This window comes from Pseudoduganella sp. RAF19, from assembly GCF_052114165.1.
Taxonomy (GTDB): domain Bacteria; phylum Pseudomonadota; class Gammaproteobacteria; order Burkholderiales; family Burkholderiaceae_D; genus Rugamonas.
On sequence record NZ_JBFREF010000007.1, the window covers coordinates 204,386 to 220,549 of the forward strand.

Below are 16,164 nucleotides of genomic sequence, written 5' to 3' on the forward strand. Positions count from 1 at the left end.
GTCTACTTTGCGCCGGATGCCGGCAGCGTGAAAGTGAATATGGTACCGCCTTGCGGGTTATCGCGGTGAGTCAGCGTGCCGCCGTGGAATTCGATGGCCGTGCGGCAGATGTTCAGGCCCATGCCCATGCCCTCGGCCTTGGTCGAGAAGAAGGGCGAGAACAGGCGCTCGGCCACTTCCTGCGGAATGCCGTGGCCACGGTCGCTGACCGCCACCGCCACCAGACGGGTCGCGGCGTCATAGGAAGCGTCGATGCGCAGCACGCGGCGCTCGGCGGGAATATTCGCCATGGACTCGATCGCATTGCGGGTCAGGTTCAGCAGCACCTGTTCGATCAGCATGCGATCGGCGCGCACGGTTGGCAAGTCGGCGGGAATGGCGACCTGCATCTGCACGTAGAGCTGGTGCGCCTGCAGCTCGATCAGGGCGCTGATGCTGTCCAACATGGTCTGCAGGCCGATGTCCTGGCGCTCCGCCTCGCGCTTCTTCACGAATTCGTGCACGCTGCGGATGATCTGTCCGGCGCGCTGGGCCTGGGCGCCAGCCTGCTCCAGTGCCGGGCGCAATATCGCGCAGTCGACCGCCGTGCCGCCGGATTCGGCGCGCGCCATCACGTTCAAGGCACCGGTGGTATAGCTGGAAATCGCAGCCAGCGGCTGGTTCAGCTCATGCGCCAGCATGGACGCGATCTCGCCCATGGTCGCCAGGCGCGAGCTGGCCTGCAGCTTTTCCTGATGCTCCCGGTTCAGTTCCTCAATGCGCTTGCGGTCCGTGATGTCGAGGATGGAGCCCATATAGCCGGTGTGGCGGCCTTCCTTGTCCACCAGCGGCGCTTCGAAAATCAGCACGGGAATGCGGGTGCCGTCCTTGCGCTGAAAGATGGTTTCGAACTGGGGCACGATGGAGCCGGCCAGCACGCCCGCAAGACGGTGCTGGTATTCGGCCATCACTTCCGGCGCCCAATAGGGCATCGGTGGCGAGCGGCCCACCAGTTCGTCTTCCGTGTACCCCACCATCTGGCAAAAAGCGGGATTCACATAGGTGACGCGGCCTTCCAGGTCGCGTGCGCGCAGGCCCGTGACCAGGGAGTTTTCCATCGCCGTGCGGAAGGACATCTGCTGGCGCAGCGCGCCCTCGGCGGCGAGGCGGCGCGAGATGTGCCCCCACAGAGCCAGCAGGCTCCAGAGCAGGGCCAGCGACAGGGCGATCACGGAGCCGACCAGCAGATTAGGCAGTAGCTGCGGCTCGGACTTCACGCTGTCCGTCATCAATGTGAGCGAAACGCCCGGCAGGTCGAGGCCGCGCTTGTGGGTGTAGACGCCGTGACCGGGACCGGCCGCGCTGCGGCGGGCCAGGATCTTGTCGTCGCGGTCGAGCAGGGTGATCTGATTGTCCTGGGCGAACCACCACGGCACCATCTCGTCCAGGATGGTGGACAGCTGGTAGCTGGCGACCAGGTTGCCCAGCCAGACGTCGCCGCGATAGACCGGATAGTGGAAGTCCATCATTTGCACGCCGGGCGAACCGGCCGGATGTTCGGCTTGCTGCTCCGGCTGGCTGTAGACTGGATTGCGCGAACGGCGGGCACGGTCCAGCGCCGTCTGCGAAGCTGGGCTCAGTCCCGGATTGAGTGGCGCCGCCGGTTCGCTGGAGGCGCTAATATGGCCGTCCGCTCCGACGAACATCACGCGCTTCAGCTCCAGGCCGTTCTTCAGCAGGCGCTCCATGCGCTGGTGCAGTTGCTCAGTAGTGAGATGTCCGGCCGTGATTTCATTGGCCATGCCATGCAGGCTTTCCTCATGGCGCCCCAGCTGGAAGCGGATCGATTGCTCGACCCAGAGGGTGTCGGCAATCAGCTGCTCTTCGCGTTCGCTGCTTTCCATCTGACGCGCCTGCCAGGGCAGCCAGATCAGGATGGCCATGAACAGCAGCACAATGACGATAGGCAGCAGCCAGCGCACCGGGTTCGGCAGCTGGGGACGGCTGAATGTAGGCGTGGAATCAGGCATTATCCGAGGGTAAACAATTTCAGGGCTGGCTGTATTGTGGTTTTCCACAGTTGTATAGCCTTATTGCTTTTTGCAGAATGGGATGGGTAAGAATAATAATCCATCCACTTTTACGGGGAGACACTATGAAATTCAAGACCATCCTGGTCGCCTTGAGCGCGGCCGCCTGCATTACTTCCAACGCATTCGCCCAGGCGCCGATCGTCATCAAGTTCAGCCACGTGGTCGCCACCGACACGCCGAAGGGCCAGGCCGCCGAGCGCTTCAAGCAGCTGGCGGAAAAGAATACCAACGGCCGCGTGAAGGTTGAAGTGTATCCAAACAGCCAGCTGTACAAGGATAAGGAAGAAATGGAAGCCCTGCAGCTGGGCGCCGTGCAGATGCTGGCGCCTTCGCTGGCCAAATTCGGTCCGCTGGGTGTGAAAGAATTCGAAGTCTTCGACCTGCCGTACATCTTCCCGAGCAAGACCGCGCTGTACAACGTGACCGAAGGTCCGATCGGCAAGGGTCTGCTGAAGAAACTGGAAGGCAAGGGCATTACCGGCTTGGCTTACTGGGACAACGGCTTCAAGATCATGTCGGCCAACAAGCCACTGCACAACGTGGCGGACTTCAAAGGCCTGAAGATGCGTATCCAGTCGTCCAAAGTGCTGGACGCGCAGATGCGTGCCCTGGGCGCGAACCCGCAGGTGCTGGCGTTCTCCGAGGTGTACCAGGCGCTGCAGACCGGGGTGGTGGACGGCACCGAGAACCCGCCATCGAATATGTACACCCAGAAGATGCATGAAGTGCAGAAGCATCTGACCACCTCCAACCACGGCTACCTGGGCTATGCGGTGATCGTGAACAAGAAGTTCTGGGATGGCCTGCCGGCCGATATCCGCACCCAGCTGGAAGCGGCAATGCGCGATGCCACCACGTACGAGAAGGCCATTGCCCAACGCGACAACGATATGGCGCTGGACGCAATCAAGAAGTCCGGCAAGACCACCATCTACAACCTGAGCGCCGCCGAACAGGCCGAATGGCGTAAAGCAATGCTGCCGGTGCAAAAGCAAATGGAAAGCCGTATCGGCAAAGATCTGATCGACGCCATCAACAAGGAAACGTCGAAGTAATCCACCAGTCTTTCTCAGCAGCGATGTGGGCAAGCTTCGGCTTGCCCTTTTTTATTGAGCGTCGACGGGGAGGCGGCCGCACGCCACGGTGACCTATTCGAGATGCGGGGTTGTAGGGCGGATCATCGATCCGCCGCTGACTGCGTCACCGCACCAGTCGGCTGTATAGATGCCTTCAGCGATGTAGCGATGGAAGGTCGACCAGGGCCAGTCCACTACGCGCGCCACCAGCCCGTGTTTCATCGGATTCCAATGAAGGTAATCGAAGTGCTGGCGGAAGTCTTCTTCCGAGCGCAGCCAATGCTCCATATAGCGATGTTGCCAAGGGGAGTTTTGTCCTCCCTGATGTGTGACAAGCCCCTTGATTAAGCGCCACCTCAGCGGAAAGTTGCTGTCACCTTCCGGCAGAGTCCAAATTGTGTGGAGATGATCCGGCAGCAAAACGAATGCAATGATGTCGAATGGGTAGCGAGCCCGCACGCGCTGGATGGCGAAGCGAAGGTTGTGGCGGAACGCGGCGTCCGTGAGAATACGACGGCGACCTTCGCTGACCACGGTGAAGAAGTAGCGACCACCAGGATGCAGCAGGCGGCGGTAGTTCGGCATAGGATTCCGTTCCGGGCTGGTGAGTATTCAGCCTAGCGCGGATGCGGCAGTTGTCGCTTGCGGCGGGTCAATGACCCGCCCTACGCCCCGAAATATTATCCAATCAATCCGCAAAATGAAACGCCGCCTTGTGGGGCGGCGTAGGGCGGATCATTGATCCGCCTTGCAGGCGCAGACCGAGCCTTACATCAGGCCCATTGCCTTCGGCAGCCAGAGCGATAGTCCTGGCCAGTAGGTCACGATTACCAGGAACACGAGCATGGTGAGCAGCCAAGGCATCACGGCCACGGTCAGCTCGGAGATGCTCATCTTCGAGATGCCGCTCGCCACGTACAGGTTCAGGCCGACCGGCGGGTGGCACAGACCGACTTCCATGTTGGCGTCGATCATGATACCGAAGTGGACGGCGTCGATGCCCAAGCGAATCGCGGCCGGGTGCAGGATCGGCGCCATCACCAGGATGATCGAGGATGGTTCCATCACGTTACCAGCCAGCAGCAGCAGGATGTTGGTGAAGAACAGGAAGCCGACCTGGCCCAGGTCCTTGGCCAGAATCCAGTCCGCCATTGCTTGCGGGATGTTCTCGTGCGCCATCAGGAAGGAGAACAGCACAGCGTTGGTGATGATGTACAGCAGCATCGCGCTCAGGCTGGCCGACTTCTTCAGCACTTCCGGCATCTTCTTCAGCGGCATGTCCTTGTAGACGAACACGGAAATGAAGAAGGCATACACCGCGCTCATCGCGGCGGCCTCGGTCGGCGTGAAGATACCCTTGGTGATACCGCCGATGATGATCACCACCAGCATCAGGCCCCACACGCTGTCGCGGAAGGCTTTCCAGCGCTGGGCCCAGGTGGCTTTCGGCATGCGCGGATACTTGTTCTTCTTGGCCAGCACCCAGGTCACGCCGCACAGCATGAAGGTCAGCAGGATACCTGGGAAGAGGCCGGCCAGGAACAAGGCGCCGATCGAGGTATTGGTCGAAATCGCGTAAATCACTTTCGGAATCGACGGCAGCATCAGGATGCCCAGCGAGCCCGCGGTAATGATCACGCCCGCGCCGAACTGTTTCGGATAGCCCTGCTTCACCATGGCCGGCAGAATGATCGAACCGATTGCCACCACGGTTGCCACGCTCGATCCGCACACCAGCGCAAACATCGCGCAAGCGATAATACCCGCCAGCGCAAGGCCGCCGTGCCAGTGGCCGATCATGGAGGTAGCAAAGCTGATCATGCGGCGCGCCACGCCGCCGTGGGTCAGGAAGTTACCCGCCAAAATGAACAGCGGGATCGCCATGATCTCGAACTTCTCGATGCCGCTGAACAGCTTCAGCGCCACCGCTTCCACCGGCACCTGGGTCAGCAGGTACATGAACATCAGCACCGTCAGGCCCAGTGCAATCGACACTGGAATACCGGTCAGCATCAACAGGATCAGCAGCGAGAAAACGATGCCGACCTTGCCGCCGACGAAGCAGACGGCGCCGAGAATGGCACCGATGCCCAGCAGCCAGGTGGCCGCCTTCTGGCGCGACATTGGAACTACATCATGTGCGTGGCCGCTCATCGTGCGCCTCCATGGGTGGTGTGAGGAACGGTGGCGAACAGCGGATCGTTTTCGATATCGTCCAGACCTTCCACTTCGGATTCGTCCTGGTGCGGCATTTCACCGGTGCGGATAAAGGTGACCAGCACCTGGATGAAGCGGAAGCACATCAGGTAAGAGCCCATCGGCACCACGGAATACACGAACCAGGTCGGCCATTCCAGGTCAGGCGTGATCGGGCCTTCCGGTACATCGGTCTCGATGTGCAGAAGCGTGTAGACAGCATGGTGCATGCCGTTCTCCCACACGAAGCGCAGGCCCAGCGTGCCGACGATGCCGGTGAACAGCATGCCGCACAGCAGGGCGATGATGGTGGTGTTCTTGCGCCATTCAGCCGGCAGGCGGCTCACCAGCACGTCCACGCCGACGTGTACGCCCTTGCGCACGCCGTAAGCCGCGCCAAACTTGGCCATCCACACGAACATGATGATGGCCAGTTCCTGCGCCCATTCGAAGTGCAGGCTGAGCAGCCAGTCCTGAACGCCCGGAATGGGAAGTCCGGTCCCGTAACGGTGTACCACCGACAGGAAGATGATGAGGGTTGCGCCTCCCATCAGAAAGCTGATAATCCACTCTTCCAGATGGTCGAGTACTTTCATTAGCATTGTGTGTCTCTCTTTTAGTTATAAACCCCGGCCCTTTCGGGTCTTGCCTTGAACATATTATTTTTGCCTCAGTTTTGGCAATTGCGGTTACTACTAAGAGGCGGGCTTACCACAGTTCTATGGTCGGGGCGACAATTTCGTTTGCATAACAACAAAAAAAGAAAAATGGACAAATCAAGTCACAGATCAGTTATGATGGCGTCGCTCCCAAACGGTGCAAAACGAATATAAAAATGCACCAAGGTAGCAACGAATACGCAAGTTAGTGGGGAGTGGTACATAACAACGGTAGCCAATACCGCGGATTAATGAGGAGACGACGCAGCTCACAGTAATGCCGTTAGACCACCGCTGAGCGGGGCTAAACGGCCGGGGCCGCGAACCTAACTTGAAGACGCACCGGATGGTGCGTTTTTTTTTGCCCTCTCGAAGCGAGTGTTGTAGCATCAATGCCACAGTACCAAGTGGAGCAAATGTGACCAGAATACAACAGGCGAACGAGCTGTTTTCCGCCATCATCCAGGTGCCTTTCGGGGCTCTGGGTATCCGCACCGCTGGTGCGGTTGTGACCGAATTGTTCTACCTCCCGGCGCATTACGCCGAGAAGGCGCCGGCCGATGCGCTGGCCGAAAAAGCGGCCCAGCAAGTGCTCGCTTACTGCGCAGACGCGGATTTCCGGTTCGATCTTCCACTGGCCCGGCTGGGCAGCGATTTCCAGCGCCGCGTGTGGGACACCATTTGCGAAATCCCGCGCGGCGAATTGCGCACCTACGGCGAGCTGGCCAAGCACCTGGGCTCGCATCCACGGGCCATCGGCCAGGCCTGCGGCGCCAATTACTTCCCGCTGGTGATTCCCTGCCACCGCGTGACGGGCGCGCAGGGCCTGGGCGGCTTTGCGGGCAGCGATGACCAGGCTGGCTTCACGCTGGGCGTCAAACGCTGGCTGCTGGCACATGAGGGCCATAAAGAGTATCAATGGCAGCAGACAACCTTGATCTGATCGACGAGTTCGTCGACAGCCTGTGGCTGGAAGACGGCTTGTCGAAGAATTCCCTGGATGCCTACCGCCGCGATATGCGGCTGTTTGCCAAGTGGCTGGCAACGACCCGTCCCGCAACGGGGCTGCTGTCCGTCACCACGCCGGATATCGACGCCTATTTCGCCGCCCGCCATGAGGACACCAAGGCCAGCTCGGCCAACCGCCGGCTGTCCGTGCTGAAGCGCTTCTATCAGCTGGCGCTGCGGCAGAAGCAGATCGCCGAAGATCCCTGTCTGAAGCTGTCCTCGGCCAAGCAGCCGCTGCGCTTCGTCCACACGCTGAGCGAGTCGCAGGTGGAGGCCTTGCTGGCGGCGCCGGATTTGCGCACGCCGCTGGGTATCCGCGACCGCACCATGCTGGAGCTGATGTATGCCAGCGGGCTGCGCGTATCCGAACTGGTGGCGCTGAAAACGCTGGAACTGAGCATGAACGATGGCGTTCTGCGCATCACGGGCAAGGGCGCCAAAACCCGCCTGGTGCCGTTTGGCGAGCAGGCGCGCCTGTGGATTGAGCGCTACCTGCGCGAGGCGCGCGGCGTGATTCTGGATGGCCAACAGGACGATGCCTTGTTTATTACGGCGCGCGGCGGCCCGATGACTCGCCAGATGTTCTGGGTCGTTGTCAAGAAATGCGCACAGAAGGCGGAAATTACGGCACCCTTGTCGCCCCACACCCTGCGCCATGCGTTTGCCACCCATTTGCTCAACCACGGCGCGGATTTGCGCGTGGTGCAGCTGCTGCTGGGGCACTCGGATATTTCCACAACTCAAATTTATACCCATGTGGCGCGCGAGCGCTTGAAGCATTTACATGCGGCACATCATCCGCGCGGGTGAAAATTTGCGCTAATGTATGGTGAGGAGGTCCACCACCATGGCGAAAACGAATTTCCAGTACGAAAAACGGCAACGGGAACTAGAGAAGAAGCGCAAGGCGGAGGAAAAGGCCAAGCGCAAGCTGGAGGGGAAAAACCGGCCGCCCTCGGAGCAGGACGCCGATGAAGCCGGTTTCGAAACAACCGAAACCGATGTGGGAGCCGACGCCAACATCTAGCACCATGGGGTCAGACCCTAACATCGGACATGCTGCGCATGCCCGACGTCAGCGTCAGACCCCGGCCATTTGGCCGCCGTCACGTCCGCGCTTGTGCGTGGACAGCTCGGGCGAACCGGTTACGCGACTTCCGCCACGTTGTCCTTTTTCGGCGTTTCAACCGGGCTGACTTCCGGGTTGTTGCGACGAAGCCAGCGCGCGGCGCGCTTGCCGATATTGTCCAGATACGTATAAGCCACCGGCACCACCACCAGGGTCAGCAGGGTGGAGGTGATCACACCGCCAATCACGGCGCGTCCCATCGGCGCCTGGGTTTCGCCACCGTCGCCCATGCCGATCGCCATGGGCAGCATGCCGAAGATCATGGCCAGCGTGGTCATCATGATCGGACGCAGGCGCACCTGGCCCGCCGCCATGATGGCCTCGCGCTGGTTCATGCCGTCGCGCTGGCCGTGGTTGGTGAAGTCCACCAGCAGAATCGCGTTCTTGGTCACAAGGCCCATCAGCATGATCACGCCGATCACCGAGAACACGTTCAGCGTGGAGCCCGTCACCAGCAGTGCCACCAGCACGCCGATCAGCGACATCGGCAGCGACATCATGATCGCGATCGGCTGCAGGAAGCTGCCGAACTGCGATGCCAGCACCAGGTAGATGAAGATCACCGCAATGCTCAGCGCCGTGATGGCGCCGCTCATGGTTTCCTGCATCTGCTGCGCATTACCCGACACGTCGAAGCGCAGGCCGTCGGGCAGCTTCATGGAATCCATGGCCTTCTTCACGTCCGCGTCCACGTCGCCCACAGGACGGCCTTCCGTGCCGGCAAAGATCGCCACGCGGCGCAGCAGGGCCTGGCGTTTCAGCACTTGCGGGCTGAAGGACGGCACAAAGGTCACCACCTGGCGCAGCGGGATCATGACCGGATTGCCTTGCGCATCGAGCTTGCTCGAAGCGATCGACAGGTCGCCCAGATCGGCGATGCGCTGGCGGCCGGACTTTGGCAGCTGCACATTCACTTCATAGTTCTGGCCATCTTTCGCCAGCCAGTAGCTCACCTGCTCGCCGCCGACGAACGGACGCAGCGCGGCGCCGATCTGCTGCACGGTCAGTCCCAGATCGCTGGCCAGCTCGTTGTTGATCTTGACCATGGTGGACGGGCTGGCGCCTTCCTGGCTGTATTCCAGGTCGGCGATGCCTTTGATCTTGCGCATCTTGTCCATCAGTTCCCTGGCGGCGGCATCCAGCTTGGCTTCGTCGGTGCCCAGAATCGCAATGAAGATCGGCTTATTACCGCTCGACATAGTGATGCCGGCCACGGACGCCAGGCGTGCACGGATCGACTTCTCCAGCTCCTGCTGCGAGCGGCGGTGGTGCTTGTTCTTGTCGACCAGCTTCAGGTTCACTTCCGAAGTGTGGCGGCCTTGCCAGGTCACGACGTTGGACAGCATGGTGTCGATTTCCGGGTACTCCTTCTTCAGGATCTCCTCAATCTGCGCCACCTTGGCCGAGTTGTATTCCAGGCTGGAGCCGACCGGCACCTTGAACACCAGATTGACCCAGCCCTGGTCCGTCTCCGGGAACATCTCGCCGCCGATCTTCGGCACCAGCAGCAGGCTGCCGGCAAACAGTGCGAAGGCGAGAGCCAGCGTGGTCTTGCGCCAGTTCAGCGCCACGCCCAGGATCTTCCCGTACAGGACGTGCAGTTTCTCGACCTGGTGCTCGATGCCTTCCATGAAGCGGCCCAGCCAGGGCACATACTTGAAGCGGTTCTTCACCGGGTCATGCCAGACGGAGGAGAGCATCGGGTCCAGGGTGAAGGACACGAACAGCGACACCAGCACAGACACCGCCACGGTCACGCCGAACTGCAGGAAGAAGCGGCCGATCAGGCCCTTCATGAAGGCCACCGGCACGAACACCGCGACGATGGCGAAGGTGGTCGCCATCACGGCGATGCCGATTTCATTGGTGCCGTCTTCCGCCGCCTTGCGGTGATGCTTGCCGAAGCCCAGGTGGCGCACGATGTTTTCTCGCACCACAATCGCATCGTCGATCAGCAGGCCAATGCACAGCGACAGCGCCATCAGGGTCAGGAAGTTCAGCGTGAAGCCGAAAGCCTTCATGGCGATGAAGCTGGCCAGCACGGAGATCGGCAAGGTTAGGCCGGTAATGATGGTCGAGCGCCAGGAATGCAGGAAGAAGAACACGATGATCATCGTCAGCACGGCGCCTTCGATGATGGTTTCCTTCACATTGTCCACCTGGCTCTGCACGCGGTCCGATTGCGAATCGACCACGTGGACCTTGATGTCCGGCGGCAGGGTCTTCTGCATTTCCTGCGCGACCTTGATGACGCCGCGGCCCACTTCCACCACGTTGGCATCCTGCACCTTGGTCACCTGCAGCGAGATGGCGCGCTTGCCATTGACGCGGGCGATGGAATCCGGTTCCGCTTCGCCGTCGAACACGTCGGCCACCTGTTCCAGATACACCGGGCCATTGGCGCGGCGGGCGACAATGATCTTGTTGAATTCCGAGGCTTCTTTCAGCTTGCCTTCCACGCGCACCAGGTCTTCGCTCACGTCGTGCGTGATGCGGCCGGCGGGCAGGTTGGCGTTGGCATCCTGGATGGCCTTGATGATTTCATCCACGCCCACGCCTTGCGCCGTCATCTCGTTCGGCTTCAGGCTCACCTGCAGCTGGCGCTTGGTGGTGCCGAACACACGCACCTGGCCCACGCCCGGCACGCCCTGGAAGCGCTTGGCCAGAATCTGGTCGGTCATGGTGGACAGCTCGCGCAGGCTGCGCGTATCGGAAGTAATGGTCAGCTGGACGATGGCCTGGTCGTTCTCGCCTTCGGCGCGCACGATCAGCGGGTCCTTGGCTTCACGCGGGAAGCGTGGACGCACCAGCGCAATCTTGTCGCGCACGTCCTGCATGGCGCGGTCCATATTGGTGGTCAGGTCGAATTCCAGATAGACGCCGGACTTGCCTTCCCAGGAGTTGGCGCGGATCGACTTGACGCCGCTGACGGTGTTGACGATGTCCTCGATGGGACGGGTGATGTCGTTCTCCACCGCTTCGGGCGAAGCGCCCGGATACTGCACTTCAATCGCAGCGAAGGGCAGGGAGACATTGGGCATGCTTTCCACGCCCAGGCCTGCGTAGGAGGCCAGGCCGAGCACCATCAGCGCCACCATCACCATGGTGGCAAAGACTGGCTGGCGGATGGAGATTTTTGTGATCCACATGGCTTAGCCCCGTGCCAGCATGGCCGGCTTGGCGGCAGGCGTGGCGCTGGTCGGCACCGCCAGCTTGACCTTGGCGCCTGGCTTGACGCCTTCCAGCTTGGCGACGATGACGTTCGCACCGGGCGACAGGCCATCGGTAACCTGGGCATAGCCCTCGTCTTCATTGCGCAGGCCGATGGTGACGTTGCGCGCCACCACCTTGCCGTTCACGACTTCATAGACCACCTGCTGGCCGTTCACGTCGCGCAGCGCGGCGACCGGCACCACGGGCGCATCGTCCGAATGCTCGGTGGTGATGGTGCCCTTGGCGAACATGCCGCCGTGCAGGGCGCCGTCGCCATTGGCCACAGCGATATACACGATGGTCGAGCGCGAACCCAGTTCCGACGTCGGGTTGATGCGCGCCACCTTGCCGTTGAACTGGCGGCCGGCATAGCCTTCGACTTTGAAGCGCACTTCCTGGCCCACTTTCACGCGCGGGATTTCAGTGGTCGGCACCTGGGCTTCCAAGGTCAGCTCATTCAGGCTGACGATGGTGTAGACGGGCATGTCAGGCGCGACTTTATCGCCCGCCTGAACATGACGTTTGGAGACAATTCCGCTGATGGGCGCGCGGACCGTGCTGTCGTTCAGCGCGATGCGGGCAATGTCCACCATGGCGGAAGCGGATTTCACTGCTGCCTTGGCCAGATCGACGGCATTCGATGTGCTGTCGTAGCTGGTCTGCGAGATGTATTTCTGCGTCAGCAGCATGTAGGAGTTGTATTCGTTCTTCTGTGCCAGCTGCAGTTTGGCCTGCGCTTCATCCAGCGCGGCTTGCTGCTGTTGCAGGCGGGCTTTCAGGTCGGCCTGATCCAGACGGACCAGCACATCGCCCTCATGCACGGTGGTGCCTTCGCGCATACCTGACTCATGCACGAGGCCCGACACTTTGGAACGCACGGTTGCCTGTGCCACCGGCATCAGCGAGCCGGAGAGCGGCAAGCTCATTGCGAGCGGACGGCTTTCAATGGCGGTCACATCGGCGCTGGCCAGTTCATAGACAGGCTCCTTGGCCGGAGCCTTGCTGTCGGGCTTTGCCGTTTGCGTTGCGGAAGCTTGCGACTGTGCTTGCATCACAGTCCAGCCGCCGCCCGCCAGTCCCAGCACCACCAGCCCGATCAGGGGGAGGCGCCAGCGTGGGCGGGATTTCAAGGGCAGGGTTGTCAGGTTCATTATTTTACTCATTGGATAAGAGTTGGCCGCTGCCTGCGGTGTGGGATGGTGACACTCTAGGTTTTCACAAGGGAAGGGACCATCGGAATGCGATGAAGCGTGAAAAGCGGTAGCTGAAATGCATAAAGCTGGGATGAAACGCAGGTCAAGGGGAGGACCTTTGCGCCATATCAAATGTGCACTCGCGACTCTCGATAAGAATGGAGAATGCGCCAGCCAGATCCCTCCCCCGCCTCCACCTCAAGCTCAGCTGCTCTCACTGCGCTGGAGCTGATTACGCGCATGGTGGCGGCTCTTGAGCTGACGCCCATGGTGGCCGTTTGCAGCGTCGATCGGGATGGCCTGGTGCGCTTCTGTAACCAGTCCTGCGCCACGCTGTGGGGTGTGACGGTTGGCCAGGCGATGGGGCGGAAGATGTCCGATCTGCTGTCGCATGGCGAACGCCAGGCCGAGCATGACATGCTGATGACCGAGTTGTGGCGCGAGGGCCGCGCTACTCCGGCGGACGACTGGCTGGTACGCACGGCAGCTGGACGCGATCTGTGGCTGTACTCGGCCAAGATCCCGGTGCGCCACGATGGCGAGCTGGCGCAGATCGTTTGTATGGATGTCGACATCACCGAGCGCCGCCAGGCGGCCGATGCGCTACAGGCCGCCGGCACCAACTTCTCCCAGATGTTCGAGCGTTCCAGTGATGCCATTTTGTTACTACGTGATGGAGTGATCGAAAAGGCAAATCCGGCGGCGGTGCGGCTGTTCTGCTGCAAGACGGAAGAGCGCTTGCATGGACGTAGCCTGGATGACTTTTCGCCGCTGAAGCAGCCGGATGGCGTTCCCTCGGCCGGTGTTTCTGCCCAGCGCGTGGAAGAGGCCATCCGCAAGGGCAATAGCCGCTACGACTGGCATTACCTGGATTGCGAAGGCCAGCAGTTCTGGGCCGAAGTCCTGATGACCTCCATCAGCCTGGATCACAAGCATCTGTTTTATGTGGTTGTGCGCGATATTTCAGAGCGCAAGCGGACCGAGCAATCATTGCATCTGGCGGCCCAGGTCTTCGAAAACAGCCACGACGCCATCCTATTGACCGATCACGGCCGGCGTGTGATCGCGATCAACCGCGCCTACTCAGCCGTAACGGGTTTTGTCCCGGACGATATCCTGGGCAAGCCGGTCAGCGCCTTCCGCAGCGGGCTGGAAGATGAATCCTTCTACCGCGAGGTCTGGCTGAGCGTCGACAATGCCGGCCATTGGCAGGGCGAAACCTGGGCGCGCCACAGCGACGGCTCGCTGTTTCCGGCCTGGGTCAACATCACGGCGATTCGCGACAGCGCCGGCCAGGTGTCTAATTACATGGGCATCGTGTCCGACATCACCGAACGCAAGAAAACCGAAGAGCAGACCCGGCATCTGGCCGAGCACGACTTCCTGACCGATCTGCCCAACCGCGTGCTGCTGCTGGACCGTCTCAGCCTGGCCCTGGCCGCCGCACGCCGCAGCGGCGAGAAGCTGGCCATCCTGTTCCTGGACCTGGACCGTTTCAAATATGTCAATGATTCGCTGGGCCACTCGTTCGGCGACCGGCTGCTGCGGGAAGTGTCGGCACGCCTGGTCAGATGCGTGCGTGAGGCCGACACGGTGAGCCGGCAGGGCGGCGACGAGTTCGTCATCATCCTTACCGACATCGGCAACGCGGAGCGGGCGGCTCACGTGGCCGAAACCATTCTCCGCGCTGTGGAGCAGGAATACGCGCTGGACGAGCACCAGCTGCATATCTCCACCTCGATCGGCATTGCCATGTATCCGGCCGACGGCGCCGACATCGATACCCTGCTCAAGCACGCCGATGTCGCCATGTACCACGCCAAGCAGGATGGACGGAATAACTGCCAGTTCTTCAGCAGCGAAATGAATGCGCGCGTCGTGGAGCGGGCCGGCATCGAGAATGGCCTGCGGCGGGCCGTGGCGGAGCAGCAGTTCGAGCTGGTGTTCCAGCCGGAAGTGGAGATCGCCTCCAATACCGTGATCGGCATGGAAGCGCTGTTGCGCTGGCGCCATCCTGAACTGGGCCTGCTGCTGCCGGAGCGCTTTATCGATGTCGCGCAGGAAGCGGGGCTGATGATCGCCATCGGCAACTGGGTGCTGCAGGAGGCTTGCCGGCAGGCGCAGGTCTGGCATGAGCAGGGCAGGCTGCTGATTGTGTCAGTGAACCTGTCGCGCGCCCAGTTCACGCACAAGGGGCTGCTGGACAGTGTGGGCGATGCGCTGGCGGCATCCGGTCTGGCTGCTGGCTGCCTGGAGCTGGAACTGACCGAGAACATTCTGCAAGACGGCGGTCCTCGCGTAACCGAAACGCTGGCGGCCCTGCACAAACTGGGTGTGCGCTTATCGCTGGACGATTTCGGCACCGGCTATTCGCGGCTTGGCCAGTTGAAGGACTATCCGATCGACCAGCTGAAGATTGCGCAAGTTTTCATGAATGGCGGCACGGATACCACGGCCATCCGCACCATCATCGCGATGGCGCGCAGCATGCACATGACGGTGATTGCCGAAGGCGTAGAGACGAACGAACAGCTGGAGCTATTGCGTGCACTGGGCTGCGACCGGTATCAGGGCTTTCTGGCCGATGCCACGCTCAGCGCAGCCGTAGGGCGGGTCATTGACCCGCCGAAAGTGGCCGAAGCCGCAAGCGCACCAGCACCTGGCCATGATCCGACACTTCCGGCCGTTCCTGCCGCAGATGGTCGTTAAAGTAGGAGACATCCACCACCTCGCCGATTGCGCGCGGCGAGGCCGGATTGAACTCCTCCGACACCAGTACGTGATCGATGGTCGAGTAATGCCCCTCATGGATGCTGGTATAGCCCACGTGCCGCAAATGGTCCTGGCGCAGCTGGATCTGATTGGCGTCGTACATGCGGCCGCGGCGTTCCTCGGTGCCGAGGATGCTGGCGCCGTTGCCCAGGACGATGGTAGTGGTCACGGCATCGGCCGTATCGTTGAAGTCGCCCAGCACGATGCAGGGGCGGCGCGTTTCGCGCATCATTTTGCTGAGCAGCACGCGCAGCGCCACCGCTTCCGTACCGCGCCACACGAGCGAGCGCAGGCTGGCCATCGCGTAGTGCAGGGGATCGTCGCCATCATCGCCGGAACGGTAGTCGGGACGACGCGACTTCAGGTGCACCACGATCACATCGATCACATGCTCGCCGGGCAGCACCACCCGTGCGTGTAGGGGCGCCCGTGCGAAGCGGGCCTCCGGGCCGTTGACATCGTTGGACACATCTTCCGGAAAATTGGCATAGACAACCGGCTCGCCCGCCAGCGGCAGACGGGACACCAGGGCCACATTGGGCGTCAGGCGATCGGCTTGCGGATCTGGATCGAAACCGGCGTGGATGGCCTCGCGGTATTTGTGGGTGCGGGACAGGACATCGCGCAGCGCCTCCTGGGAGAAGATTTCCTGGAAGCCGATCACGTCGGCATCGAGCTGATCCAGCTGCTGGGCGGTCCAGTTCGCCTTGGCTTCGTATTCGGCCTCCGTCAGAGGCAGCAGATTGTCGTACAATTTTGCGCCCGGCGGGGCGAGGTTGCAGACATTGAAAGTGGCAAAGCGAATTTCTTGCTGCATAATGAGAAACTCCTTCCTGAGCACTTAGC

Annotated in this window: 12 protein-coding genes; 5 read left to right on the forward strand and 7 right to left on the reverse strand. The window is 61.3% G+C overall.

Annotated features, from left to right (window positions below; translation table 11 throughout):
• Nucleotides 1–2: 2 nt before the first annotated feature.
• On the reverse strand, nucleotides 3–2,009 hold the full coding sequence (locus AB4Z19_RS20180) for a sensor histidine kinase (RefSeq protein ID WP_442022738.1): 2,007 nt from the start codon (nucleotides 2,007–2,009) through the stop codon (nucleotides 3–5).
• Between the two features lie 125 nt (nucleotides 2,010–2,134).
• Between AB4Z19_RS20180 and AB4Z19_RS20185 the strand changes: the two genes are divergently transcribed.
• Complete coding sequence (locus tag AB4Z19_RS20185) at nucleotides 2,135–3,127, forward strand: TRAP transporter substrate-binding protein (RefSeq protein ID WP_442022737.1); 993 nt, start codon at nucleotides 2,135–2,137, stop codon at nucleotides 3,125–3,127.
• Nucleotides 3,128–3,220: 93 nt separating this feature from the next.
• On the opposite strand, the gene AB4Z19_RS20190 is transcribed toward AB4Z19_RS20185, so the two are convergent.
• The 3 genes from AB4Z19_RS20190 to AB4Z19_RS20200 form a co-directional block, all read right to left on the reverse strand.
• A complete protein-coding gene (locus AB4Z19_RS20190) occupies nucleotides 3,221–3,733 on the reverse strand; it encodes an REP-associated tyrosine transposase (protein WP_442022736.1) in 513 nt (170 codons plus the stop codon).
• Nucleotides 3,734–3,916: 183 nt separating this feature from the next.
• A complete protein-coding gene (locus AB4Z19_RS20195; protein WP_442035864.1) occupies nucleotides 3,917–5,302 on the reverse strand; it encodes a TRAP transporter large permease in 1,386 nt (461 codons plus the stop codon).
• Nucleotides 5,299–5,940, reverse strand: a complete 642-nt coding sequence (locus tag AB4Z19_RS20200) for a TRAP transporter small permease (protein ID WP_442028440.1) — start codon at nucleotides 5,938–5,940, stop codon at nucleotides 5,299–5,301. The genes AB4Z19_RS20195 and AB4Z19_RS20200 overlap by 4 nt, the downstream gene beginning before the upstream one ends.
• A gap of 481 nt (nucleotides 5,941–6,421) precedes the next feature.
• Here AB4Z19_RS20200 and AB4Z19_RS20205 point away from each other — a divergent pair, with 481 nt between their 5' ends.
• From AB4Z19_RS20205 to AB4Z19_RS20215, 3 genes are read left to right on the forward strand one after another with little or no spacing between them, the layout of a single operon-like run.
• On the forward strand, nucleotides 6,422–6,946 hold the full coding sequence (locus AB4Z19_RS20205) for a methylated-DNA--[protein]-cysteine S-methyltransferase (RefSeq protein ID WP_442028441.1): 525 nt from the start codon (nucleotides 6,422–6,424) through the stop codon (nucleotides 6,944–6,946).
• Nucleotides 6,922–7,821, forward strand: coding sequence for a site-specific tyrosine recombinase XerD (gene xerD, locus AB4Z19_RS20210; RefSeq protein ID WP_442028442.1), 900 nt, complete (start codon nucleotides 6,922–6,924; stop codon nucleotides 7,819–7,821). Before AB4Z19_RS20205 ends, xerD begins: the two co-directional genes overlap by 25 nt.
• Before the next feature lie 37 nt (nucleotides 7,822–7,858).
• A complete protein-coding gene (locus AB4Z19_RS20215; protein ID WP_442028443.1) occupies nucleotides 7,859–8,038 on the forward strand; it encodes a hypothetical protein in 180 nt (59 codons plus the stop codon).
• Nucleotides 8,039–8,157: 119 nt separating this feature from the next.
• On the opposite strand, the gene AB4Z19_RS20220 is transcribed toward AB4Z19_RS20215, so the two are convergent.
• Nucleotides 8,158–11,289, reverse strand: coding sequence for an efflux RND transporter permease subunit (locus tag AB4Z19_RS20220; RefSeq protein ID WP_442035865.1), 3,132 nt, complete (start codon nucleotides 11,287–11,289; stop codon nucleotides 8,158–8,160).
• A 3-nt stretch (nucleotides 11,290–11,292) separates the two neighbouring features.
• Entirely contained in the window at nucleotides 11,293–12,504 is a 1,212-nt protein-coding gene (locus AB4Z19_RS20225; RefSeq protein ID WP_442028585.1) for an efflux RND transporter periplasmic adaptor subunit, read from the reverse strand.
• 207 nt (nucleotides 12,505–12,711) lie between these two features.
• On the opposite strand from AB4Z19_RS20225, the gene AB4Z19_RS20230 reads away from it, so the two are divergent.
• The gene (locus AB4Z19_RS20230) at nucleotides 12,712–15,255 is read left to right on the forward strand and encodes a sensor domain-containing protein (protein WP_442035866.1); all 2,544 of its coding nucleotides are present in this window, start codon (nucleotides 12,712–12,714) and stop codon (nucleotides 15,253–15,255) included.
• Here the strand turns inward: AB4Z19_RS20230 and AB4Z19_RS20235 are convergent.
• Nucleotides 15,161–16,135 (reverse strand): endonuclease/exonuclease/phosphatase family protein, encoded by a 975-nt coding sequence (locus AB4Z19_RS20235; RefSeq protein WP_442024667.1) that lies wholly within the window; start codon nucleotides 16,133–16,135, stop codon nucleotides 15,161–15,163. The two genes, AB4Z19_RS20230 and AB4Z19_RS20235, sit on opposite strands and share 95 nt — an antisense overlap.
• Between the last annotated feature and the right edge of the window lie 29 nt (nucleotides 16,136–16,164).

Bases quoted from the DNA above. Each gene is read 5' to 3' on its own strand.
- AB4Z19_RS20180 (WP_442022738.1), bottom strand. From the start codon at position 2,009: ATGCCTGATTCCACGCCTACATTCAGCCGTCCCCAGCTGCCGAACCCG.
- AB4Z19_RS20185 (WP_442022737.1), top strand. From the start codon at position 2,135: ATGAAATTCAAGACCATCCTGGTCGCCTTGAGCGCGGCCGCCTGCATT.
- AB4Z19_RS20190 (WP_442022736.1), bottom strand. From the start codon at position 3,733: ATGCCGAACTACCGCCGCCTGCTGCATCCTGGTGGTCGCTACTTCTTC.
- AB4Z19_RS20195 (WP_442035864.1), bottom strand. From the start codon at position 5,302: ATGAGCGGCCACGCACATGATGTAGTTCCAATGTCGCGCCAGAAGGCG.
- AB4Z19_RS20200 (WP_442028440.1), bottom strand. From the start codon at position 5,940: ATGAAAGTACTCGACCATCTGGAAGAGTGGATTATCAGCTTTCTGATG.
- xerD (WP_442028442.1), top strand. From the start codon at position 6,922: ATGGCAGCAGACAACCTTGATCTGATCGACGAGTTCGTCGACAGCCTG.
- AB4Z19_RS20215 (WP_442028443.1), top strand. From the start codon at position 7,859: ATGGCGAAAACGAATTTCCAGTACGAAAAACGGCAACGGGAACTAGAG.
- AB4Z19_RS20220 (WP_442035865.1), bottom strand. From the start codon at position 11,289: ATGTGGATCACAAAAATCTCCATCCGCCAGCCAGTCTTTGCCACCATG.
- AB4Z19_RS20225 (WP_442028585.1), bottom strand. From the start codon at position 12,504: ATGAACCTGACAACCCTGCCCTTGAAATCCCGCCCACGCTGGCGCCTC.
- AB4Z19_RS20230 (WP_442035866.1), top strand. From the start codon at position 12,712: ATGCGCCAGCCAGATCCCTCCCCCGCCTCCACCTCAAGCTCAGCTGCT.
- AB4Z19_RS20235 (WP_442024667.1), bottom strand. From the start codon at position 16,135: ATGCAGCAAGAAATTCGCTTTGCCACTTTCAATGTCTGCAACCTCGCC.